Origin of the sequence: Enterococcus sp. FDAARGOS_375 (assembly GCF_002393265.1) — a bacterium.
Classification (GTDB): Bacteria; Bacillota; Bacilli; order Lactobacillales; family Enterococcaceae; genus Enterococcus_D; species Enterococcus_D innesii.
On the sequence record NZ_CP023515.1, the window covers coordinates 793,307 to 816,777 of the forward strand.

A 23,471-nucleotide genomic window follows, 5' to 3' on the forward strand; every position below is an offset into this window, starting at 1 on the left:
CTCCTCGGTTTTCTTCTTATGCCCACCACATGGATGAAGCTTCTTCACGGATCATAATCGTCTTCAAGTTACTGATGGCACGAGTCAGTCCTTCATCAATGGACATGATTGGATCTTCATGTTCAATACTCAAGACATAATCATACCCATAAATTCTAAGCGCAGAAATAATATCTGACCAGACTTGTAAGCTGTGGCCGCAACCGACTGAACGGAAGGTCCAAGCTCGAGTTTTGACATTGCTATATGGCTGCATGTCCGTCAAGCCATGCATGTTGATATTGTCTTGATCCAAATACGTATCTTTGGCATGGAAGTGATGGATCGCATCGGCTTCCCCTAAGATTTTGACCGCTGCCACTGGGTCGATCCCTTGCCACCATAAATGACTTGGATCCAAGTTACAGCCGATGGCTTTCCCCGCAGCATCCCGCAGTTTCAACATCGTATAAGGAGTATGTGCCAAAAAGCCGCCATGAAGTTCGATCCCGATTTTAACACCAGCCGCTTCCGCTTCCGTGTTGATGTCTTTCCAATAAGGAATCAATTTTTGTTCCCATTGATAATTATAATTGTCATCGTATTCCGTTGGCCACGGCAATACTGGCCAGTTGACTTGCGTATCTGTTTCATTTCCGCCTGAAACGCCTGAAAATCCATTCACAACAGGTACATTCATTAAGCTGGCTAATTTGATGGTTTTGCGCAAAAGTTGATCGGCTTCTTGCGCTTCTGCTTTTAGTGGAGAGATTGGGTTGTTGTGGCAGCTCAAAGCTGAGATTTCCAATCCTTTATCAGCTAATTTCGCTAAGTATTCTTTTCGCTCTGCTTCACTTGCTAGTAAACGGTCAATGTCTAAGTGGGCATTGCCGGGAGAACCACCGGTACCGATCTCAACGGTTTGGAGCCCTTTTTTCGCTACTTCATCGATCATTTCTTCAAAGCTAAGTTGATTGAATAATGGGGTAAAAACACCTAATTTCATTTTCTTTCCTCCTCAATTGCTTGAAAATGCCCATATGTTGGGTAACGATTTTCTGTTGGTGCACACCAGCGAGCCGCATTTTGGATCACTTTTTGCACTTTGGGATTGTAATAGCTTGGGAATGTCTCATGACCAGGCTGGAAATAGAAAATCTTGCCATTCCCACGGCGGAATGTACAGCCGCTGCGGAAAACTTCACCACCAGGGAACCAGCTGACAAAAATCAATTCATCCGGCGCTGGAATATCAAAGTGCTCGCCATACATTTCCTCTTGCTCTAGTTCGATCCATTCGCCGACTCCTTCAACGATTGGGTGGCTTGGATTGATATTCCAGATCCGCGCATGCTGATCGTCTACCCGCCATTTCAAATCGCATGACGTTCCCATCAAGGTTTTAAAGATTTTCGAAAAATGGCCGGAATGCAAGACAATCAGTCCCATTCCTTCCCATACACGCTGCTGCACAAGAGCAACGATAGCATCATCGACTTCTTCATGCGCCATATGGCCCCACCAAACCAACACATCCGTGTCAGCCAATACTTGCTCCGTCAACCCGTGTTCTGGTTCATCAAGGGTCGCCGTTCGCACTTGGAAATCATCCTCTTCTAAAAACTTGGCAATTTGACCATGGATTCCTTCTGGATACATTTTTTGGACGGTCTCATTCGTTTTTTCATGACGAAACTCGTTCCATACTGTAACATGGATCATTGGTAGACCTCCTCTACGATGTCTTTTAATTGCAGATAATCAATCCCGCTAGCTTCTAAAGGAGCGAATTTTTGAAACGCTTCCTGCTCGACGATCAGCCATGGTAGTGCTAATGCTTTAGCTGCTTCAACATACGACTTGATTGGTAAAATCCCATTGCCGATCTCGGTGCTTTCTTGCGGCTGCTCTTGCATATCTTTGATATGAACCAAGCCGACCTTCGTTTCGCGTTCCTTTAGCCAAGGTAAAACAGCCACGTTTGCAAAGGCTAACCAGTAAAGGTCGGCTTCCAAACGCAGTTGCGGATTGTCTTTGATCAGTTCATCGATCATGGATTCTCCAGCAACTTCAGTGAATTCATGGGCATGATTGTGGTAGTAGCAAGTCAGCCCTTCTGCCTGCAATTTTTGGGTGATCTGGGTCAGCTCCGCAGCAAAGGCTTGCCATTTTTCCAAAGAATCAAAGCTGGCATACGGAATCACGATCCGTTGATTGCCAATCGTTTTTTCAAAAGCGACGGTTTCTTCAAAACGATCTTGCAATGCTTCAAACGGGATATGGGAAGCCGCGACCGCCAAATCCAACTGCTCCAGCATTTCTTTGATCTGAACAGCACTGTGTCCATGATAACCGGCAAATTCAACACCGTCATAGCCGTTTTGTTTTACTGTTTTCAACGCTTCAAAAAGATCTGTCTTGCAGTCCTCTTGAATACTCCAAAGCTGTAAAGCGATTTTCGGTTTTGTCATTTATGCTCGCTCCTTTTCTTCCAGCAGTTCTTATAGGTAGACTGGCTCACCGGTTTGCGATGATTTGTAGATCGCTTCTAAAATCTCCGTCACGACCATTGCTTCTTCAGGTTTGACCACTGGTTCGGTATCGTTGATGATCGCATGGATCCACGATTGTGCTTCTAAAATTTCTGGCGTCTCCCCGTTTCCTTCATAAAAATCAACGCCGCCTGTTTCAAGTTCGATATTTTTTTCATACAGCAAGCTGTGGTCTTCCCCATTGATGGTCAAACCGTTGTTCATATCCGCACCGGCTTTGCTACCCATCAGTGTCGTTTTGGCTTCTTTCACGTCCAAACTGTTGAGTGCCCAGCTGGCTTCTAAGAAAATCGTTGCGCCATCTTCCATGACCACAAAACCAAAGGCCGAATCTTCTACTGAGAATTTCTCTGGGTCCCAAGGGCCCCAAGCATTTGCGGCATTTTTGGTTTGTGACAACTCATGATACGCTTTTCCGACAACAAATTTTGGTTTGTAATTGTTCATCATCCATAAGGTCAGATCCAATGCGTGGGTACCGATATCAATCAACGGACCGCCACCTTGCGCCTCTTCATCAAGGAAAACACCCCAAGTTGGCACAGCCCGACGACGGATCGCATGAGCTTTCCCAAAATAAATGTTTCCTAATTGTCCTTCGGCGCACACTTCATGAAGATAACGAGAATCTTTTCTAAAACGGTTTTGGTAGCCGATCGTGAGTTTTTTTCCTGTTCGGTTGGCTGCTTCGATCATTGCTTTGGCTTCTGCCGCTGTTTTTGCCATTGGTTTTTCACACATGACATGACAATCCGCTTCTAGTGCGGCAATCGTCAACTCAGCATGTGAGGCATTTGGTGTACACACATGGATCACATCTAGATCAGCTTGTGCCAACATTTCTTGATAATCGCTGAATACTTGGGCATCTTCGGTTCCAAATGCTGATTTCGCTTCAACTGCACGTTCAACCAGCAGATCACAAAAGGCAACCATTTCTACTTCTTCTACTTGAGACAAGGCAGGCATGTGCTTGCCGTTTGCGATCCCACCGCACCCAATGATTCCAACTTTAACTGTCATATCTTTCCTCCTGAAAACGCTTATTATTTTCTACCCCCTCATTATAGCGAAACATCGAAAGCAGTTCTTCCCAGTTTCCATTGAAAAAATTCCCGAAAATTATCTTATGAAACTTTAACAAAAAGAACCACTCCACAATTTATGCAAAGCGCTTAAAAAAACACTATCGAGAAAAAAATAGTGCCAAATTGACAAAAAAACAGTCGACAAGCAAAGGCTCATCGGCTGTTTCTATCAATTTTGATTCAGTTGTTTCTGGTACTGCAACGGTGATTGACCAACGGCTTCCTTAAAGACATGGTGAAATGTTTTGACACTAGCAAAGCCTGCTTTTTCAGCGACTTCTGCCATTGGGATCTTTTCATTTGCCAAGATAAATTTGGCTTGATTGATGCGGTATTCCGTCAAAAACTGCATGAAGGTCTTGCCAGTATTGGTTTTAAAGAAACGCGTGAAATAATGGGGACTAAACCCTACATGTCTTGCGGTGTCCTCCATCGTCAAGACTTCTTGGTAATGAGATTCGATGTACTCAAAGACATCATTCAGACGCTGCAAGGTTTCTTTGTATTGTGCGGCCGTTCGTTTTAGCGGATTGACGGCTTGTTTGCGCTTTGGCAAGCTTTGATAGCACTCCCCGATCAACTGGTAAAGCAGCCCGAGAGTCAAATAACGCTTCCCAACAACATTTTCCTCTTCCAACTGATACAACTCGATCAAGAGACCTGTTATTTTTTCCGTAAAACTCGCTGGCCAATTTTTGCTGTGGGGCTCCCCTTCTTCAAAGAGTGTCATCAAGGATACTTCATTTTCTCGCAGCAGCGGCTCTTCAAAAAGCTGCATATCAAATTGATAGACATAGCGTTCACTCTCAGGTGATGCAAGAAAGTAGTGGGGCTGCCCGCTGGAAAAAAGATAGAGATCCCCTTCCTCCAACTCAATGATCGTATCGTCAACACCAATATTCACCGTGCCGCGCTTAGCGTAAATGATCTCGATTTCTTTATGGACATGGGGGTAAACGATGGTCAACCCATCATTTAGAAACGTTCGAAAACGAAATTCACTTTCAAATTCAGGAATTTCAAGGTACATACTCATGGCTGACCGACTCCTTCGCTCTATTCTTATTTATTATAAGCGAAAAATTGCCCAAGAGAAAACCTTTTCTCAGCTAATCATAGTTTCTTCTGCTTTTTTGTGGTATCGTATTCAAGAAAAGGAGTCTTGTTTATGAATTATTATGATCAACATCTGCATACATTTTTGTCTTTTGATTCAGATGAACAGTTTGAGAATTATCTAGCTTACCAGCCTGCCTACTTCGTTGCGACAGATCATTTCGATTTGAAGAACCCCTATTCGGGATTCCGTGATGATATTCCTGACTATGAATTACTAGTAAATACCCACCAGAAGCTGCAAGAGACCACAGCGACGAAACTCTTAAAAGGCATCGAGATTGGTGTCGTGCCTGGTCAAGAACAAGAAATCTTGCGCTATCTTGAAAGCCATCCTTATGACTTGAAATTGATCAGCATCCATCAAAACGGTACCTTTGATTATATGGACGACGCCGTGTTGAACAAGGACAAATTTGCAGTCGCCAAACAATACTTTGACCAAATGGCCCACGTGTTGGACTCGTTTTCTGACGGGCATATCGTGACCCACTTTGATTATGGCTTGCGTCGTTTCCAATTTACAGCTGAGGAATTGGCCGCCCATTTTGAAACAGAGTTAACGACGATCTTCAAAAAAATCGTTGCCCGTGACTTAGCGATGGAAATCAACGCTAAGAGTTTTGGCCCCTATCAAAATGCCCACCTTTATCAATATGCTATCCCGCTGTATCAAAGTGTCGGTGGTAAATTGTTCACCCTCGGCTCTGATGCCCATAAAGCCAGTGACTATCGGTTAGATTTTGCAGCGATGAGCGATCTGTTGCGTTCCTTTGGTGTCAATCAATTAGCGGTCTTTCAAGGTAGCGAACGGTTTATGGCGGATCTGCCGACAGAATAAGCTTATTCTTTGACTATCATGCAAAAAAATTAAAAATGACCAGCCAAGGAAAGGAGGATTCCAGCTTCATTAGCAGTTATCCTTTCCTAGGTTGGTCATTTTAGTTGTGCGTATTATTTGATGGTTTTCAATTCTTGCACATTCAGGTCACGAAAATCAATAATCGTTTGATCCGCTGGCAGACCTTGCACAGGGAATGCTGGATTCGCAAAGCCAATACAGTACATACCCGCAGCTTTGGCAGCTTTACAGCCATTGATCGTATCTTCAATGACGATACATTGCTGAGGGTTCGCGCTCAACAACGACGCTGCTTTCAAGAATACGTCAGGAAAAGGCTTCGAGCGTGCTACCTCTTCACTACTGACGATCTCTGTAAAATAGTTTCGCAACTGCAATTGATCCAGGTTCTCCTCAATCTCTTTTTTGGGAGAAGAGGAAGCAACACCAAGCTGAAAGTTCGCTTCTGCTAACTGCCGAATCAATGTTTGCACATGAGGAATCGCTTTGACGCCATCACGTGTGATCAACGCTTTTCTTCTGCGATTCATTTCTTCAATGTACGCTGAAACAGATTTTTGTAACTGTAATTCTTCCTTCATTTTTTCCCACATAAATTCTGCAGTGGTCCCCATGAACTGATAGTGATATGACTCATCTACAAGGTGTCCTTCACTATGAAGCATCGCTGTTTTTGATTCTAAAAACGTATACTCAGAATCTACGATAACCCCATCCATATCAAAAATTACCGTTGTCGTCATTGGCATAACCCCTGAATCGATGGCGACTTAAACGTCTCGACCCAGTCATTGTGAAAGTCCGTTACTGCTTTTTGAATGGAAGGCATGGCTAATCCTTGTCGATAGATGTCTGGATCAGCAGTGAGCGCATGTGCCCCTGCACGAATCGCGCGATTCATTTGCGCAGTGTTCTTAAAGCTTGCGGCAAGGATCTTACTTTGTGCTTGAGTGGTACGAATCGCTTGTGCCAATGATTCAATGACTGTTGGTGCATCAACATTAATATTTTCCATACGGTTATAGTATGGCGCCAAATAATCGACTCCAGCACCAATCGCTAAGAACCCCTGCAATTCGGTATAAATGGCTGTAGCTGTTAAGTTGAATTCACGCTCTTTTAAGCGTTTGATGGCTTCTAACCCATTTTCATTGACAGGGATTTTGACATAGACTTCTTTTCCCAGCTTATTGATAATCGTTTCTGCATCTAGGATCATCTCATCGACGGTTTCCCCAACCACTTGAACATGTAAGGATGCTTCTCCGATTCGTTCTTTCACTGCTTGCAAATGAGTAAAAAAGTCGATGTTCCCCGCAGCTTTCAAAATCGTGGGGTTTGAGGTTACTCCTGCCAGCGGGAGTACCTTTTGATAGTGGGTGATTTCCTCAAGATTTACTGTATCCAAAAAGAATTCCATTGCTTACACTCCTTCAATCTTACGTTTTACTAGACAGTTTCCTTACTTAATGCTGATTTTCGTTCCTTTATCAATCACAGGGATCGTTTTTGCTTCTACATAAAGTGTGCCTGGTAATTCAGAGGTCGAACTGCCGTCAAATTTAATCGTGATGTGTCCTAATTCTTGTAAATTTCTTGATACCACACCGCCTACCGAGGTAATTTGATAGCTTTGATCATCGATCCATAATTTTTGTTCAGATGTAATCGTGCCATTCATTGGCTGTACTTCAATATTGTAACAATAGTCAGCTAACGCTGCCGGTGCATCTTTGCCAAAAAGAATGATCATATTTTCTTGGCGAAATAATTCCGCCTCCACACCGATTGAAAGAACTGTCGTAGTAAAAACTGCCATTTCTGCTTCCTCCTATACTGATTTAACTATAAAGTCCAAAACTTGCAAGCCATGCTACGAAGACCCGTGGTACACCATTTAAGAAACGAGAATAAAGAACAGAAGGTACCCCAACCTCAACCGTTTCCGCTTCTGCCTCTTCTAATCCTAACCCAACTGGAATAAAATCACAGGCATTTTGAGTATTGATCGCAAATAATGCAGGTAGAGCAAGTTGTGGTGGAATCGTTCCTTTGCCGATCTCGACCCCAATCAGTGTCCCGATCACTTGACTGATCACTGCCCCTGGTCCAAGTAACGGGGAGAGAAATGGCAAGGAACAAATAAAGCCGATGATCATCAATCCCCAAATATTGCCAGCCAATGGCGCCATCACATTCGCAAAGAAATTTCCAACGCCTGACCCTTGAATGATTCCAATCAACAGGGAAACAAATGCCATGAAGGGAATGACGGTATTGATCATCGTCTGAACCCCGTCTCGTGCAGATTGGTTAAAGGTCGCAACGACTTTCCCGGCGCCCATCCCGATCTTGGCAATAAAATTTTGCTGCTCGGCTTTTTGCTCTGTGATTTTTTTCGAAGTATCGTAGGTGAATTCCCGCTTAGGAGCTGTTGCTTCATTGGCGACGGTGGTTGCTTCTTGCTCTTCACTTAATGAAATTTGGTCGACCCCAACCGCCGAAACATAGATCTGTTCATTGATATATTGTGCTAATGGCCCACTTTTCCCCGTTGCGACGACATTGATCGTCGGAATTCCTTTTTTGGGATAAATACCGCAACGTAGCGTGCCACCACAGTCAATGATCGCTAATGCAATTTCATCATCGGGAATCGATGTTTTAAAGCCATTGACTGCTTCCATTCCCGTTAATTCAACAATTTTATCAACGATTGCAGGTCGCTCACCACCACCAGTAATGTAAATAAATTTATGTCTTTCTTCTGTCGGCGTGATCACTAAGGGACCGCCATAACCGCCACTGCCTTTGACTACTCGTATACTTTTGTACGTCATCTTGATTCCTCCTTATTCTGCCGCTAGTTTGACTGTTTTACTCAAAGTGATGCCTTGCTGCTTACACACGTAAGCAGTCGTAAAGTCGGTGATCCAACCGCCAATAAAGTTCATGATCATACCGACCAATAGGTAACGAATCGCCAGCTCCATCGAGTTTAAGCCTAATGTTGTGATTCCTTGGGCAATACCCAACCATACAAAGAGTTCTCCCGGATTGATATGAGGAAATACCCCATTACTGGTGTGACAAAATTGCGCTTGTGAAGCATAATAGCTAGGCTTATAATATTCAGGTAAAAAGCGAGCCATAGTAAACGACATTGGGTTTCCTAACATAAAGGCAGATAGGAAAGGTAAAAGCAAATAGCGAGTGAAAGGATTTTTTGAAGATAAACGTGCCACTTTGGTCACGCGTTCTTCTCCTAAGCCAGTGCCGCCGTCTGCCGCGATCAAGCCCCCAACAAACCCAACCACTAGTCCTGGTCGTTTCGCGATACTCTCCGCAATAAATGCTGATAGGATAGGGACCATCATACTCATAGCAAAACCACCGATTCCATTGAGTCGCGCAGCAAATTCGTTGTACTGAGCGTTAGTTGGATCAGCCGAATAAATCCCCCAAAGAAATGAAATAGCAATCAAGACTCCCCCACTGACCACAAACGGTAACATATGGGAGACACCATTCATTAAGTTTTTGTAGATCGTATGTCCAATCCCGCTGACGGCTACTTCTTCTTTATTGGTCGGAACAGATTGCTTCGGCTGTTTGATTTTCCCTGCACCCTCTAAGGCATCAGCGATCAATTGATCCGCATTGCGAATGCCTGAAGCTACCGGGACATCAATGATTTTTTTGCCTGCAAAACGTTCGGCTTGAACATCTTTATCAGCCGCGATAATGACTGCGTCGGCAGCTTCGATCTCTTCAGCAGTCAACGCATTTTCAATCCCAATCTGTCCATGAGTCTCTACTTTGATCGAAATGCCTCGCTTCTTAGCGGCTTGCTCTAATGCTTCTTGTGCCATATACGTATGCGCGATCCCCGTCGGACATCCCGTCGCAGCTACTATCTGAAATTTTGTCATTTATGGACTTCCTTTCTATGAACATGTATTTGCGCTTCCAATTCAGGGATATCTAAAAAGTCAGTCAATCCCTTTTTAAAAGCAGTTGAACTTCCCGCAGCAATACTTCTTTTCAATGTATGAAAAACCTCCTCCTTGCGAACCATCCCAGCAATAAAGGTCCCTAATAAGCTATCTCCCGCACAGGCTGTATTTACCACTTTGCCTTTTGGTGCATTAGCGATCAGACAAGTTGCTTCATTTAAAAAAATTCCCCCCTCACTTCCTAAAGACAGCAACACATTTTGCGCTCCTTCTGCAATTAACATTTGACCGTATTTCTGATAATCTTCGGGTGCGATCGTGGCGACATCAAACAGTGTCGCTAACTCCTCTTCATTTGGTTTGATTAAGTAAGGACGATACTGCAAACACTCCCGAACTTCCTTATAACTACTATCAATAATCAGCTTGACTTCTCGTTCCTGACAGATTTTACTGATCTCAATCAAAACCGTCGGCTGAACACCTTTTGGCAAACTCCCAGAAACACAGAGAAAATCACCTGGAACAAGAGTCTTGATTTTTGCTAACAATCGTTCCACATTTTCTGGACTGATCGCTGGTCCTTGATTGACCAATTTATATTCTTTGTTTTCTTCGTTGACTTGTGTAAAGACATTGATCCTAGTCATTCCATTAACCGCTACAAAATCGTTCTTGATGTGCTTTTCGCTTAAAAAATCTTCAATATATTTTCCTGTAAAGCCACCGCTAAATCCTAAAGCAGTGCTGGGAATACCTAGCATTTTCAAAATAAGAGAAACGTTCACCCCTTTGCCATTGGCTTGGATCTCATCATCTAGTGTACGATTGACAACTTGAGGCAAAAGCTGTTCTGTTTCAATAAATAAGTCAATCGCTAAATTCATCGTGCATGTGTAAATCGTTCCCATAATTGTTCCTCCTTGCTGTACCTTAAGTATGCACTGTTTCTGAATGTACATGTTTTCTAAAACGATCCATTCTGTTGAAAACATTTTCAATCTTGTTTGATTCCATTTGATTTTCAGATACAATCACACTAAAATAGCGATAAGAGGTGGCAAGATGGACAACAAATTAAGTGAAGCAGAACTATTTTTATGGAATTACATTACGCAAAACCTTTCAGAAATTCCGAGCCTTTCGATTATCAAACTAAGTGAACTGGCAAATGTTTCAACGACAACGATCGTCCGAACCATGAAGAAAAAGGGCTATGAGGGCTACACCTCTTTTAAACATCATTTAAAAGAGCAATCGAATATAACCTTGAATTTTTCAAACGTGGAAATGGTGGATGAAGAGATCCGTCGCTCCATTATTAAAAATGAACAAGAAGTCATTCGTACCTTAAATATGCTGGATACGGGCACTATTGAAGATGCGATCCAAAAAATATACAACGCGAAACGAATCGTTATTTTTGCACGGGGCTTTTCAGAATTGATTGGGGAAGAAATGAAGACAAAATTTCAACTGGTGGATAAATATTGTGAGTTGTACACTGATCCCAATATTATCACTACGATCAGTAAGCGTTTGCATAAAGAAGATACTGTGGTTTTTGTTTCATTAAATGGGGAAACCGAAGAATTAGTCATCGCGGCTCAAAATTGTTACGATAAAGAAATCGGATCGCTTTTGATCACCGCCTCAAAAGAAAGCCGCTTGCTGGAATTAGTCGAGCTTTCTTTGATTGGCTTCAAATCAGAAATTTCCTTTTTCCCTGATTATGAAGTCCGCTCACGACTGCCCTTATCGGTCATTGCTCGAATCTTGTTGGATTCTTATGCGATTCGTATCAAGAAAAAATAAGCAGACTCACTCGAAATCAATAAAAAAAGTCTTTTCGCCCTCATAGTGTTTCTTCTATGAGTGAGCGAAAAGACTTTTTTGCTGAATGATTTGGATGCAGTCTCTTGATATCGCTACTGACTGCTAGCGATTTTACGAGTTATTACCTTCGCAGAAGTGTTATTCTGCTGCTAAAATATCTTCCTTAGCATGGATCATTTGAGTCAAAAAGTCGCAATAAGGCGTTGGCACTTGGTACTTGCGGCCTTTTCGTGAGATTGCGCCATTGATATAATCGATTTCGGTTTTACGATGATTATTGATCAAATCTTGATACATGGATGGATAGTGCATTCCGATGCCTTCTGGATCATAGGTTTCTTCAATATGGTGGACTACTTCGGATACATCCAGTTCAACAGATTCATGGGCAGCAACTGCCGCAAATTCTTCCACAATCGTTTGGACCATCGCACGCGCCGTTGAGGTTTGTCCGAATTGGGCAATATTCACATTTAAAATCGAACACAAACCATTTAGTGTGCCGTTAACACAGGCTTTGCGATAGATGGAGTAGCGAATGTTCTCAGAATAAGACGCATTTAACCCAGCATCAGCCAAGACTGCCGCTAATTGACGGGCATCTTCTTCTTTGCCCGGTTCGATATTTTGCAGTTCTACAGAACCATCCCCAAACAAGCGAACATTACCAGGACCAATCAAGTCCGCCGTCCAAATGGTATTTCCTAAAAAGATTTTATCCGTGCTGACATATTTTTCAATCGTGTCCTCATGACCGATCCCGTTTAATAAGCATAAGACTTTCGTTTGCTCTCCGATCATCGGTTTGATCGTTTGCATCATTTGATCCAGTTGCATCGCTTTAGTAAAGACCAGGATCAAGTCTGCTTGTACAGTCGTTGGGATCTCATTTTGCGAATAGATCGAAAAAGGGACTGCGATCTCTTCACCGTTTAAGTTCGCTCGTAATCCGTGTTCACGGATCGCTTCGATATGCGCCGGCCAGCCGTCGATCAACGTGACGTCATTTCCGCCTCTTTTTAACATAATAGCAAAACGGCTGCCCATAGCACCTGCACCAGCAATAACAATTTTCATCTGAATTCCTCTTTCCTCTTCCACAATTAGGTATAGTTTACTCTAAAATCGTGAAATATGCGAGAGCCTTGCGTTTTTTCTCGATAGGAAAGAAAAAAGAACAATTGGAATAGTTAGATTTTTCAGATAATTAAAAAACGGTCGTTTCCAACTTTGTTCATTCAAAAAAGTCGCACGGAAGATTGAAAACTTGACTGAGCTAAGCCAGTTTTCGGACTCACGTGCGACTCTTTTAATCATTCATTTTCTGTGAAACAGTTGTCGGTTTAGGCAGTGACTGTTTCGTTTTTTGTTGCAAAGTTTTTTAACCGTTCAGCTTTTTCCGCTTCTGTGATCCCATGTTGTTCCACGTAACGGTTGTGTTCGTGGATGGCACAATCATAGCCACAGGCACCTAAATGGGCAGCTTGATTTTCCTCAGAAGTTAAGAATTGGCGATTGCATTCTGGGTTGGCACAGTTTACATAGCGCTCGCAAGGTGTCCCATCAAACCAGTCGCGGCCGATGACTTTTTTATCTACATGATTGATTTCCACACTGATGCGTTCATCAAAGACGTACATTTTCCCATCCCAAAGCTCGCCTTGAACTTCTGGGTCATTCCCATAAGCAAAGATACCACCATGGAGTTGGGCCACATCTTCAAAACCTTCTCGCAGCAGCCAGCCTGAGAATTTTTCACAACGGATACCACCAGTACAATAAGTAACGACTTTTTTATCCATGAATTTTTCTTTATTATCGATGATCCATTGCGGCAACTCACGGAAGCTGCGGATATCGGGACGAACGGCTCCTCGGAAATGGCCTAAATCATATTCATAATCGTTACGGGCATCGATCACCACGGTATCTTCATCTAACAACGCTTCTTTGAACGCTTTAGGATCTAAATATTTTCCAGTCATTTCTAATGGATCGATGTCGTCTTCAAGGTTCAATGAAACCAATTCTTTGCGCGGACGAACGAATAGCTTTTTAAACGCATGTTCTTCTACTTCGTCAATCTTATAAAAAATCCCTTTAAAACGGGGATCAGCTTCCATTTTTTCCATATAGCGATCCGTTGCTTCAACCGTTCCAGAAAGCGTGCCATTGATCCCTTCATTGGCTACTAAAATACGGCCTTTGATGCCAATTTCTTTTCCAAATGCTAAATGCTCCTTGGCGAAGCTTTCCGGATCTTCAATTGTTGTGTATTTATAAAATAATAAAACGCGGTATGTCAAACCAATTCCTCCTTTTTTTGCACCCTACAGTATAGGTTATCACGTGACAAAAAACGAGTTTTATGCTTGTACTTTTCCACACAATCATTTTCCTTGAGCAAACAGTGTCATGGATTGGTTTTATTGAGCTCTGCCACGAAAAAAGCTGTGACTTGATCCATCGTTTCTCCACGCACCAGATGGCGTTCTTCTCGCGAGATAAACTGCAGATTTGCTTCTGGATTTTCTGCCACAAAGGCTTCCACATCACCATAAGGAATTTTCTCGTCTTGGGTACCATGCCAAAACAAAAGAGGACGCTGTCCTAATTTCTCTGGTTGAGAAGACAGGTCGTAAGCATCCATCCAGCTTAATAGCTGACCATAATCCTCGGGTACAAAGAACCCAGCAGCGCCAGCGTGCATTTGGATGCGGTCACGGTATTTCAACATGGAAGGAGAACCCATGATACAAGCTGCCGCTGTGATTTCTGGATGCTGGCACAATAAACCGCACGTGGTCATCCCTCCCATGGAGACTCCGCCAACTGCGATCTGACCGTTGACCAAACCAAGATTTTCAAAAAAATCGACTAAGTAAGAAAACTCAAATAGATTGGTTTGGATACTTTGCCAAAAAGTTAAAGAAGGAATCTCCGATAGCTGGGTCTTGCGCTCCCCATGATTGGCTGCATCTGGCAAGACCACCCGAAAACCTTCTCTAGCCAACTTTCTGCCTTGTGTCAACACTAATTCTTTACTCGTCTGCCAGCCATGATAGTAAATAATCAATGGCAGCGGCTCATAAATCATTTCTTCTGGTACGACTTCTAAGACCGGAATATTCCCGATTTTTCTTTTTCGAACAGCTAATTTCATTCTTTTCCACCTCAGCTTAAGTATACAAAAAGTCGCCAAAAGCGCCACTGATACGCTGTAAAAAAAGATCATACCCGAAGAGTATGATCCGTTTTTTCGTTTATGAATGTAAGACCGCTTCTCGAGCCAATGCCAAACAACCGAGGGTTCCAGCGTTGTCTTCCAATGCTGGGGTCACGATATATTTGCTTAACTCAGGCGTTTCGACATACCCATTGACCAATTTTGCAAATGCGTCGTGGACGTTTTGCAGCATATGGCGCTGTTTCATCACACCACCGCCAAAAATGATCACATCTGGAGAAAACATCAAGGTTGTATTGTAGGCACATTGAGCAATATAGGAGGCTTCGATTTCCCAATAAGGATCATCTTCTGCAACCTCTTGTCCTTTTTTCCCTAAGCGTTTTTCGATGGCTGGTCCAGCTGCCATCCCTTCTAAACAGTTGCCATGAAATGGACAGCTGCCAGCAAAGTCATCTTTTGGATGAGGGACGACCAGCATATGCCCCATTTCTGGATGACTAAAGCCTTCAATAAAGCGCCCTTCTTGTAAGGCCCCGCCGCCAACACCTGTACCGATCGTGTAGTAAACGACACTACTCAATCCTTTGCCACTGCCGAAGACATACTCACCGTAGGCAGCCGCATTGACATCTGTTGTCCAAGAAATCGGGATCGGAAATTCTTTTTTCATGGTACCGATGAAATCAAAATTTTGCCATGCCAATTTCGGGGTCGAGGTAATGTACCCATAAGTGGCAGAATCGTGATGGATATCGATAGGCCCAAATGAGCCAATCCCAATCCCTGCTAAATCTGTTTGGTATTGTTTGAAGAAATCAATGACTAAAGGCATTGTTTCCTCAGGTGTCGTTGTCGGAAAGCTCACTCTTTCCTTGATCGTCATTTCTTCATCGCCAATGGCACACACAAATTTTGTGCCGCCTGCTTCAATCGAACCGTATAACATGCACATCGCTCCTTTTTTTCTAACTACTTGCTGAACTTGATGCTGCGGCATCATCTGCTTTGACGCGATCGATGGCTACCACTAATGCAATGATCAGGTCATCTAGATCTTCTTCATAGATCACGACTTCATAGGTATCGCCCCAAGAGATCCATTTTTTGTGGATCTCTGCGATTCGCTTACCGTTGCGGTTAACCACAAAATCCATATCCCACCAATTGCCGTCCACATCGATGCCTTCTGCACTGATGGAATAGCGGGCTTTAAAAAATGTGAAATGTTTTTCTAAAACGATCGCTTCTTGGCCGTGGACTTCCACAAAAAATTTCGGTAATAAACTGAACACTTTTTTGGTGATCTCCGCGATCGGTCGCTGCTGCTCATTGAAGATCGTAAAACTTTTCGGGATCTTAAAAAAACTGCCTTCGACATAATAGCGAGGGTTTTGTAAATCATCGGTGACGGTAAATTTTTCGCCGATGCTGAAAACCTTCTGTTTGATGTAAAGTTTCTTCAAATGCTACACTCCTTTCTCTTTGACATCGCCCGTATTGATCACCGGCTGCGTGCCTTTATCGGTAATGATCGACACCAATAAATTATTGATCAGTTGGACTTTGCGGTCATCCGTGAAATTGATGTCCTGTCCGTCTTCGATTTGTTCTAACGCCATTTGTGTCATGGAGACGGCCCCTTCAACAATGATTTGCCGTGCAGATAAAATCGCTTTGGCTTGTTGGCGCTGCAGCATCGCACTAGCGATCTCAGTCGCATACGCCAAGTGGTTTAAGCGCGTCTCCAAAACTTCGACCCCGGCAACAGCCAATCGTTCTTGCAATTCTTTTGCCAGCTCCTCCGAAACTTCATTGGTATTGCCTCGCAACGTCAGATCATCGTCATTGAACGTGTCATAGGGGTATTGCGTCGCAATATGACGAATCGCTGTTTCACTTTGGATCTCAATGAAATCTTGGTAATAATCGACATCAAACAATGCTTTCGCCGTATCCACGACTTTAAAAACCACCACTGCCGAGATCTCGATCGGGTTTCCGTCTGAATCATTGACCTTCAACAGCGAACTGTTAAAGTTGCGGACTTTCAATGAAACATTGATTTTTTTGGTTAAGGGGGTTGTCACGAATAAGCCGTTGTCTTTAATGGTCCCTAAATATTGCCCAAAAAAGAGGATCGCTTTGGCTTGGTTGGGCTGTACGATCGTTAACGAACTAAGGAAAAGAAACGAAACGATCCATAAAAGAATACTGAGAACGATTTCGAGAACGCTCTCATTTACGAACCCATGATAAAACAAATAACCGCCGCCAACTAATAACCCGATCAGCACAACCAGTGCTAAATACCCATTCACATGAAATGTCTGTTTTTCTGTCATTTTTATTCCTTCCCTTCTTGCTCTTATCTTACCTTGGTTAAAGCCGCTGTGCAAATGTTCTTGCGCATATCAGCGACGATTCCCAATCAAGCTATTTTGTTTTCTGCAACTTTCCCGTTACAATTAAGGTAGGACAAAATTTTTCACAAAAAAGGAGTAATTCTTATGGCACAAAAAATTGACTTAGAAACGAGTAAATGGTCGTTGGAATCGATCATTAAAACGGTCGGCACCGATCTTTCCTCTGTTGTAGAGGTACAAAACAAAGATGGCATTGACGTTGTAGTGATCTCGAAAGACGAGTGGCAACATCTTTTGGAATTACTCGATGCGCGTCATGCAGAAGGCTATCGGTTAGAACAAGAGCTTCCTGAAGAAATTTTAATTGACGTTGCCGATACCGACAATCAGTATACAGAAGACGGCGAGTTAGAAATGGAACTGCCTGAACGTGTGCATCCAGCACCAGATTTTGAACTGGATTCAGAAGAAATCGTTGAAAGTGATGACGTACTAGATTAAACAAAAAAGCAAAACGGCCACAGGCACGTTTTGCTTTTTTTATAGCTCTTTTTCCTGCTTTTTGGTAATGACTGCTTGCAATCGTTCGATGGCAGGCTGCAATTCTTGTAGCGCCTCTTCTTCGGGTTCTAACTCTGCGCACCGTTGCAGTCGCTCTAACCACATCTCTGGTTCTTTGACGCCCAACTGGCCAATTGCCCAATAAGCCGTTCCTCGAATCACTGGGCGCACGTCTTCTGTCGCACAGCGCCAAATCGCTGGCAAGGCACTGCGGTCTCCCACATTGGCTAAGGCGATGATGGCATTACGCTGCAGCGGTTTTTTCCCCCGCCAAGAGCCAGATAGATGGCCAAATTGTTCTTTGAAGGCTTTGTTTGATAAAGACAGCATCGGTTGCAGTTTTGGATAAACGGTATCGACTTCAGGCTCCATCTCTTGATGAAAATGGAAGTCCTTCCCCCGATTATAAGGGCAGACCAGCTGACAAATATCGCAACCGTAAATCACATTATGCATCTTTTTGCGGTACTCTTCTGGCATCATGCCCTTCGTCTGGGTTTGATAGGACAAACAGCGCTGGGCATTCATCCGACCATCGCCCAATAACGCTTTGGTGGGGCAAGCCGTCACACAACGCATGCAATCCCCACAACCAAACGGGACCTCTTCATCCGGTTCAAGAGAGATATTAGTGACGATCTCCCCGAGATAAACAAACGAACCAAATTCCTCTGTAATCAGCAAGCCATTACGACCGATAAAGCCAAGACCCGCCCGCTGCGCTGCCGCCACATCCACCAATTCCCCTGTATCGACTTGCGGTGCGAAACGCCATTCGACTTGTTCTTCCATCGTTTGTGCTTGTTCTTTGATAAAGGCGATCAAGCGATCCAACCGTTCTCGCAAAATATCATGGTAATCGATGCCCCACGAAGCCCGGGCAAACATGCCACGCTTTTCATCCCGGGGGACTTTCTCTTTGATTTTTGTCGGATAAGCTAAAGCGATCGCAATGATCGTTTGCGGATTTTCAAATGTCCGTTCAGGATAGATCCGCTCTTCGATCACGGGATGCTCAAAACCAGAGGTATGGCCTTTGGCTTTTTGTTCCCGCAAGGAAGGCTCCAATGCCAAAAACGGCTCCGCTGAAGCAAACCCGATCTTGTCGATGCCAATTCGCTTGCTTTCTGCAATAATTTTTTCTTTTAAAGACATGCACGCTACCCTCTTTTGTCCGCTAAGCATCTGCTTCTCGGCTTTTTCTCTTCCCCTATTATACGTAAGCACCTGAAAAAAGTCGATGGTGCGGTTTGTTCCCCCCGTTTTTTTCTTTCTTTAAAAGAACACGTGTTGATTGTTTAAGATTTTAATTAATTTTATCGTTATTTTCCTCGCAACGATTGCATTGCCTTTTTCGAATGCTAGACTAGATAAAGGAATTAGAAAGAAATGAACAAATGAAATGGAGATGCTTATGACTCAATTACCCACCGGCTTGACTGCAGCAGAAGTCGCCAAGAAAACCCAAGAGGGACTGCACAATGATTATGAAACAAAAACCAGTAAATCAACTGCTGCGATCATCAAAGACAATTTACTGACGTTATTCAATTTTCTCAATCTATTGATTGGCGTTTTTTTATTTGCTGTAGGCGCCTATTCCAACATGTTCTACTTAGCGATTATTTTTGTGAATATCACCATTGGGATCAGCCAAGAATTGCATGCGCGTAATTTAGTAAAAAAACTCTCACTTGTTTCACCGCAAACGGTACGAGTGATTCGAGATGCTCAAATCCATGAGATTTCAGCCAAAGAATTGGTCTTAGAGGACGTAGTTATTCTTGGTGCTGGGGACCAAATCCCCGCTGATATGACGGTGCTTTCTGGACTAGTCGAAGTCAATGAAGCGATGCTGACTGGTGAAGCCGATCTGGTTGTCAAAGAAGCAGGTGCTTCCTTACTCTCAGGGAGTTTCATCGTCAGCGGGGAAGTGACAGGAACAGTCCTTCATGTCGGTGCAGAAAACTACGCAGCGAAACTAAGCAATGAGGCGAAGGTCCACAAACCGATCCGCTCTGAGCTGCTTGCTTCGATCCGTAGTGTATCCAAATTCACTAGCTATGTAATCGTTCCTTTAGGGGTGATTTTGTTCTTCCAAGCCTTTATGATGCGAGATGCTGGGATCAAGGAATCCGTCGTCGTTTCTGCCGCTGCCTTATTAGGAATGTTACCAAAAGGACTTGTCCTGCTGATCAGTATCGCCTTGACGACAGGTGTCATTAAATTGGCCAAAAAACGGATTTTGGTCCAAGACATGTATGCCGTTGAAACCTTGGCGCATGTCGATACCCTTTGTCTGGATAAGACGGGGACGTTGACGGAAGGCCATATGGTTCTCGAGTCGATCGTTCCTCTCCAAACCGATAGCGACCCTAACATGCTCTTAGGGAATTATTTGGCAGCCAGCACAGATAACAATTTAACGATGCAAGCATTGCGTCAAGGCTGCCCTGAGCTAACGGATCATCAGCCGATCGAAGTCGCTGCCTTTTCTTCACAGCGCAAATGGGGTGCTGTGGCTTTTGAACATCTAGGAAATGTTTATCTTGGTGCACCTGAAAAAGTCGCCGGCTCTGCTGCCTTGCCACAAGTCAAAGAAGCGCAAGAAGCAGGTCTGCGGGTGTTGATTTTAGCCGTAGAGACCGATCCAAAAGCGCCAGCATCCTTTGACCCAACCAACGCACAAGCGGTGGCTGTCTTGATTTTATCCGATATCATCCGCCAAAACGCAGAAGAAACCTTGGCTTACTTAGCGGATCAAGGCATCGATCTAAAAGTGATCTCTGGCGATAATCCAATAGCTGTCGCAGCGATCGCCCATCGTGCAGGTCTTGCGAATGCCGATCAAGCCATCGATCTTTCTACCTTAACGACCGAAGCAGAAGTCCGAGAAGCTGCGACACGTTATACGGTCTTTGGTCGTGTGACCCCTGAACAAAAGAAACTACTTGTCCAAGAATTAAAAGCCAATCAACGGACCGTTGCCATGACGGGCGATGGCGTCAATGATGTGTTGGCGTTACGAGAAGCCGACGTCAGCATTGCAATGGCTGCTGGCGACAGTGCGGCTCGTCAAATCGCTAACTTTGTCTTATTGGATTCTGACTTTACTACGTTGCCAGATGTTTTATTTGAAGGACGCCGCGTCGTCAATAACGTCACCAAAGCGTCGGGAATCTTCTTTATCAAGACGATTTACAGCTTCTTGCTCTCTTTGGTTTGTATCCTGACATCCAGCGCCTTTCCGTTCTTGCCGATCCAAATCACATTGATCGACTTAGCAATTGAAGGTTATCCATCTTTCTTCCTTTCCTTTGAAGAAAACAAAGCACCAATCAAGGGGCGTTACTTGCCGACAGTCTTGCTCAATGCGTTGCCAAATGCCTTGTTGGTGTTAGTCAATTACTTTGCGATCCGCTTTTTACAAACCGACTACGGTTGGTCACAATTTGATACGACGACCTTGTTGTACTATTTGTTGATCGGGATCAGCTGTATCGCTGTGATTCGCGCTTGCTTGCCATTAAATCCATTGCGATTGTTCTTAGCGATTACCACTACCGTGGGGATCTATGTCGCAGCAATGCTCTTTCACGGGTTGCTGGAAGTCGGTTTCTTGACCGCCGTGACCTTGCCTTACTTCCTTGGCATGATGGCATTGAACATCTGCCTGTACGTTGGGCTTTCTTTCCTAACGAAGCGCTTTTCAGCCAAAGTGCTTGTTAAACAGTCTTAATTGATTTTGCAGCATCGCTCTTTCTTGCTTTGTCCAGAAAGACGATGCTGTTTTTTTGTCCTCTCCATAGGTGCAACCATACAAGAAGAAAGAAATTTGGTATACTGAACCTGTAGGCGGTTTCAACAAGGACGGTGTTTCTTTGGAAAAGGCAACCCCCTTGTCAAACAGCCAAATTTAATCAGAAAGTGTTGGTGAAATTGGATGAAAAAAAGTATTTTACTCGTTTCTCACAGTCAGCAACTCACCGAAGGATTAAAACAGATGATCGAAGAAATGGCTGATGGCGAGTCAGTCACGATCTATTCTTTAGGCGGGACAGCAGAAGGAGAGCTGGGTTCTGACGCCACGAAAATCGTAGATGCCGTCAACGAATCCGCAGATGCTGAACTGATCTTAGTCTTTGCCGATTTAGGCAGTGCCGTTTTGAATGCCGAACTTGCTTACGACATGCTAGAACCTCAGCAACAAGAACGCTATCACCTGATCGACGCGCCGCTGGTGGAAGGTGCCTTTGCTGCAGCGATCACCGCTGGTTTTAGTGATGATTTGGCGCAAATCGTTGCAGAAGCAAAAAAAGCAGCCGAGAAAGGATGGCATGAAGCATGAAAAAAATCATTAATGATCCCTCAATGATCGTAGAAGAAATGTTGGCTGGTATCGTAGGCAGTTATCCTGAACTGGTCCATCAAGTCGCCGACTCACGGGTGATTGCTAAGAATAATCAAAAAGAACAAGTCGGTCTTGTTTCTGGCGGTGGGAGCGGACATGAGCCGGCCCATGCTGGCTTTGTCGGTGATGGGATGCTTAGCGCCGCCGTTTTAGGCGATGTCTTCACCTCCCCTACCCCCGACCAGATTTTGACGGCTATCCAAGATTCTGATCAAGGACAAGGCGTCTTGTTGATCGTCAAAAACTATACTGGCGATATCTTGAACTTTGAGATGGCCAAAGATATGGCAGAAATGGAAGAGATCACAACGGAGATCGTGGTCGTTGATGATGATATCGCTGTTGAAAATAGCACCTATACTGCTGGCAAACGAGGAGTTGCCGGTACGGTCTTAGTCCACAAGATTTTAGGCGCAGCTGCTCGTAATGGTGCCAGCTTAAGTGAATTAAAAACACTGGGCGATGCCTTGGTTGCATCGATCAAAACCATTGGGGTCGCATTAAAAGCGGCAACAGTTCCTGAAGTTGGGAAACCAGGTTTTGACTTAGCCGATGATGAGATCGAGTATGGAGTGGGCATCCACGGCGAACCTGGTTACCGTCGAGAAAAACTGAAACCCTCACGTGAACTAGCACAAGAGTTGGTGGAAAAAATCTTAGCGGATTATGAAAAGACCCCAGAAAAAGTCGGTGTCTTGATCAACGGTATGGGTGGTACGCCGCAAATGGAGTTGTTCGTTTTTGCCAATGATGTCGCGAAATTACTCGCAGAAAAAGACATCCCTGTCTCCTTCCATAAGGTCGGCAATTTCATGACTTCCATCGATATGCAGGGACTTTCACTGACCATGATCGATTTCAGCGAAACGGATCACACCGATGCGTTAAATGAAGACGTCACAACAATAGCCTGGTAAAGGAGCGAATAGAGATGCAATTGACAACAGAAACGGTGCAAGCATGGTTAGATACCTTCACGAAAGAAATCGAAGCAAACAAGGCCTATTTAAGCGATTTAGATACACCGATCGGCGACGGGGACCATGGCAACAATATGGCACGCGGCGTAGCTGCTTATCAAGAAGCTTATGCCAAACAACAGCCAACGACGATCAGTGATACCTTTAAAGTCTTCTCGATGGCAATGATCTCAAAAGTCGGCGGCGCTTCGGGTCCCCTTTATGGTTCGGCGTTTATGAATATGACCAAAGCAACGAAGGAACTAGAAACAATCGACTCCTTTGAACAATTAGGTACGATCGTTGAAGAAGGCTTGACCGGCATCAAAATGCGGGGAAAAGCTGAGTTTGAAGACAAAACGATGGTCGATGTCTGGCAACCTGTCGCAGAAGCCTTGAAAAAAGGGGAATTGACCAAGGACACGATCGAAGCAGCGAAAGAACATACCAAAGAACTTGTTGCTAAAAAAGGCCGTGCCTCTTATGTTGGTGAACGTGCCATCGGTCATATCGATCCCGGATCAGCTTCTAGTGCGATTTTGTTTGACTCACTGTTAATGGTGATAGAAAAAGATTAAAAAACGATGCTCTTTCAAAG

25 protein-coding genes are annotated in these 23,471 nt (G+C 44.0%); 7 read left to right on the forward strand and 18 right to left on the reverse strand.

Going from position 1 to position 23,471, the window contains the following annotated elements; genetic code table 11:
* Window positions 1–16: 16 nt before the first annotated feature.
* The 5 genes from CO692_RS04705 to CO692_RS04725 form a co-directional block, all read right to left on the reverse strand.
* Entirely contained in the window at window positions 17–985 is a 969-nt protein-coding gene (locus CO692_RS04705) for a sugar phosphate isomerase/epimerase family protein (protein ID WP_096741689.1), read from the reverse strand.
* A complete protein-coding gene (locus CO692_RS04710) occupies window positions 982–1,701 on the reverse strand; it encodes a ThuA domain-containing protein (protein ID WP_096741690.1) in 720 nt (239 codons plus the stop codon). Before CO692_RS04710 ends, CO692_RS04705 begins: the two co-directional genes overlap by 4 nt.
* Complete coding sequence (locus CO692_RS04715) at window positions 1,698–2,450, reverse strand: sugar phosphate isomerase/epimerase family protein (protein ID WP_096741691.1); 753 nt, start codon at window positions 2,448–2,450, stop codon at window positions 1,698–1,700. Before CO692_RS04715 ends, CO692_RS04710 begins: the two co-directional genes overlap by 4 nt.
* A gap of 30 nt (window positions 2,451–2,480) precedes the next feature.
* Complete coding sequence (locus tag CO692_RS04720; RefSeq protein ID WP_005228203.1) at window positions 2,481–3,554, reverse strand: Gfo/Idh/MocA family protein; 1,074 nt, start codon at window positions 3,552–3,554, stop codon at window positions 2,481–2,483.
* Window positions 3,555–3,788: 234 nt separating this feature from the next.
* Window positions 3,789–4,655: an AraC family transcriptional regulator gene (locus CO692_RS04725; protein ID WP_096741692.1), complete on the reverse strand. Its 867-nt coding sequence runs from the start codon at window positions 4,653–4,655 to the stop codon at window positions 3,789–3,791.
* A 132-nt stretch (window positions 4,656–4,787) separates the two neighbouring features.
* Between CO692_RS04725 and CO692_RS04730 the strand changes: the two genes are divergently transcribed.
* Window positions 4,788–5,576, forward strand: a complete 789-nt coding sequence (locus tag CO692_RS04730; protein WP_015510339.1) for a PHP domain-containing protein — start codon at window positions 4,788–4,790, stop codon at window positions 5,574–5,576.
* Between the two features lie 113 nt (window positions 5,577–5,689).
* Here the strand turns inward: CO692_RS04730 and CO692_RS04735 are convergent, their stop codons facing one another.
* The 6 genes from CO692_RS04735 to pfkB are packed head-to-tail and all read right to left on the reverse strand — an operon-like array spanning window position 5,690 to window position 10,464.
* Entirely contained in the window at window positions 5,690–6,340 is a 651-nt protein-coding gene (locus CO692_RS04735) for an HAD family hydrolase (RefSeq protein WP_096741693.1), read from the reverse strand.
* Entirely contained in the window at window positions 6,337–7,017 is a 681-nt protein-coding gene (locus CO692_RS04740) for a fructose-6-phosphate aldolase (RefSeq protein ID WP_096741694.1), read from the reverse strand. The genes CO692_RS04735 and CO692_RS04740 overlap by 4 nt, the downstream gene beginning before the upstream one ends.
* 42 nt (window positions 7,018–7,059) lie before the next feature.
* The gene (locus CO692_RS04745) at window positions 7,060–7,416 is read right to left on the reverse strand and encodes a PTS glucitol/sorbitol transporter subunit IIA (protein ID WP_096741695.1); all 357 of its coding nucleotides are present in this window, start codon (window positions 7,414–7,416) and stop codon (window positions 7,060–7,062) included.
* 22 nt (window positions 7,417–7,438) lie between these two features.
* Window positions 7,439–8,437: a PTS glucitol/sorbitol transporter subunit IIB gene (locus CO692_RS04750; RefSeq protein ID WP_074934133.1), complete on the reverse strand. Its 999-nt coding sequence runs from the start codon at window positions 8,435–8,437 to the stop codon at window positions 7,439–7,441.
* A gap of 12 nt (window positions 8,438–8,449) precedes the next feature.
* Window positions 8,450–9,529 (reverse strand): glucitol/sorbitol-specific PTS transporter subunit IIC, encoded by a 1,080-nt coding sequence (gene srlA / locus CO692_RS18125; protein WP_413464652.1) that lies wholly within the window; start codon window positions 9,527–9,529, stop codon window positions 8,450–8,452.
* Window positions 9,526–10,464, reverse strand: a complete 939-nt coding sequence (gene pfkB, locus CO692_RS04765; protein ID WP_081119286.1) for a 1-phosphofructokinase — start codon at window positions 10,462–10,464, stop codon at window positions 9,526–9,528. The genes srlA and pfkB overlap by 4 nt, the downstream gene beginning before the upstream one ends.
* A 154-nt stretch (window positions 10,465–10,618) precedes the next feature.
* Here pfkB and CO692_RS04770 point away from each other — a divergent pair, with 154 nt between their 5' ends.
* Window positions 10,619–11,368, forward strand: coding sequence for a MurR/RpiR family transcriptional regulator (locus CO692_RS04770; RefSeq protein ID WP_096741696.1), 750 nt, complete (start codon window positions 10,619–10,621; stop codon window positions 11,366–11,368).
* Between the two features lie 159 nt (window positions 11,369–11,527).
* On the opposite strand, the gene CO692_RS04775 is transcribed toward CO692_RS04770, so the two are convergent.
* The 6 genes from CO692_RS04775 to CO692_RS04800 form a co-directional block, all read right to left on the reverse strand.
* Window positions 11,528–12,466 carry a 2-dehydropantoate 2-reductase gene (locus CO692_RS04775; RefSeq protein WP_005228196.1) on the reverse strand — a complete coding sequence of 313 codons (939 nt, stop codon included), beginning with the start codon at window positions 12,464–12,466 and terminating at the stop codon, window positions 11,528–11,530.
* Between the two features lie 266 nt (window positions 12,467–12,732).
* Entirely contained in the window at window positions 12,733–13,695 is a 963-nt protein-coding gene (locus CO692_RS04780; protein WP_096741697.1) for a rhodanese-related sulfurtransferase, read from the reverse strand.
* A 107-nt stretch (window positions 13,696–13,802) separates the two neighbouring features.
* Entirely contained in the window at window positions 13,803–14,552 is a 750-nt protein-coding gene (locus CO692_RS04785) for an alpha/beta fold hydrolase (protein WP_015510359.1), read from the reverse strand.
* A 100-nt stretch (window positions 14,553–14,652) separates the two neighbouring features.
* Window positions 14,653–15,525: a fructokinase ScrK gene (scrK, locus tag CO692_RS04790; RefSeq protein WP_077452152.1), complete on the reverse strand. Its 873-nt coding sequence runs from the start codon at window positions 15,523–15,525 to the stop codon at window positions 14,653–14,655.
* Window positions 15,526–15,544: 19 nt separating this feature from the next.
* The gene (locus CO692_RS04795; protein ID WP_005233908.1) at window positions 15,545–16,042 is read right to left on the reverse strand and encodes an LURP-one-related/scramblase family protein; all 498 of its coding nucleotides are present in this window, start codon (window positions 16,040–16,042) and stop codon (window positions 15,545–15,547) included.
* 3 nt (window positions 16,043–16,045) lie between these two features.
* A complete protein-coding gene (locus CO692_RS04800) occupies window positions 16,046–16,921 on the reverse strand; it encodes an SPFH domain-containing protein (protein ID WP_096741698.1) in 876 nt (291 codons plus the stop codon).
* Between the two features lie 165 nt (window positions 16,922–17,086).
* Here CO692_RS04800 and CO692_RS04805 point away from each other — a divergent pair, with 165 nt between their 5' ends.
* Window positions 17,087–17,443 carry a hypothetical protein gene (locus CO692_RS04805; RefSeq protein WP_008379558.1) on the forward strand — a complete coding sequence of 119 codons (357 nt, stop codon included), beginning with the start codon at window positions 17,087–17,089 and terminating at the stop codon, window positions 17,441–17,443.
* Window positions 17,444–17,482: 39 nt separating this feature from the next.
* Here the strand turns inward: CO692_RS04805 and queG are convergent, their stop codons facing one another.
* On the reverse strand, window positions 17,483–18,658 hold the full coding sequence (gene queG, locus CO692_RS04810) for a tRNA epoxyqueuosine(34) reductase QueG (RefSeq protein ID WP_096741699.1): 1,176 nt from the start codon (window positions 18,656–18,658) through the stop codon (window positions 17,483–17,485).
* Between the two features lie 259 nt (window positions 18,659–18,917).
* On the opposite strand from queG, the gene CO692_RS04815 reads away from it, so the two are divergent.
* From CO692_RS04815 to dhaL, 4 genes are all read left to right on the forward strand, one after another.
* Window positions 18,918–21,242, forward strand: a complete 2,325-nt coding sequence (locus CO692_RS04815; protein ID WP_096741700.1) for an HAD-IC family P-type ATPase — start codon at window positions 18,918–18,920, stop codon at window positions 21,240–21,242.
* Window positions 21,243–21,446: 204 nt separating this feature from the next.
* Entirely contained in the window at window positions 21,447–21,851 is a 405-nt protein-coding gene (dhaM, locus tag CO692_RS04820; protein WP_005228160.1) for a dihydroxyacetone kinase phosphoryl donor subunit DhaM, read from the forward strand.
* Entirely contained in the window at window positions 21,848–22,831 is a 984-nt protein-coding gene (gene dhaK / locus CO692_RS04825) for a dihydroxyacetone kinase subunit DhaK (protein ID WP_005228158.1), read from the forward strand. The genes dhaM and dhaK overlap by 4 nt, the downstream gene beginning before the upstream one ends.
* A gap of 14 nt (window positions 22,832–22,845) precedes the next feature.
* On the forward strand, window positions 22,846–23,451 hold the full coding sequence (gene dhaL / locus CO692_RS04830) for a dihydroxyacetone kinase subunit DhaL (RefSeq protein WP_096741701.1): 606 nt from the start codon (window positions 22,846–22,848) through the stop codon (window positions 23,449–23,451).
* Window positions 23,452–23,471: the final 20 nt, after the last annotated feature.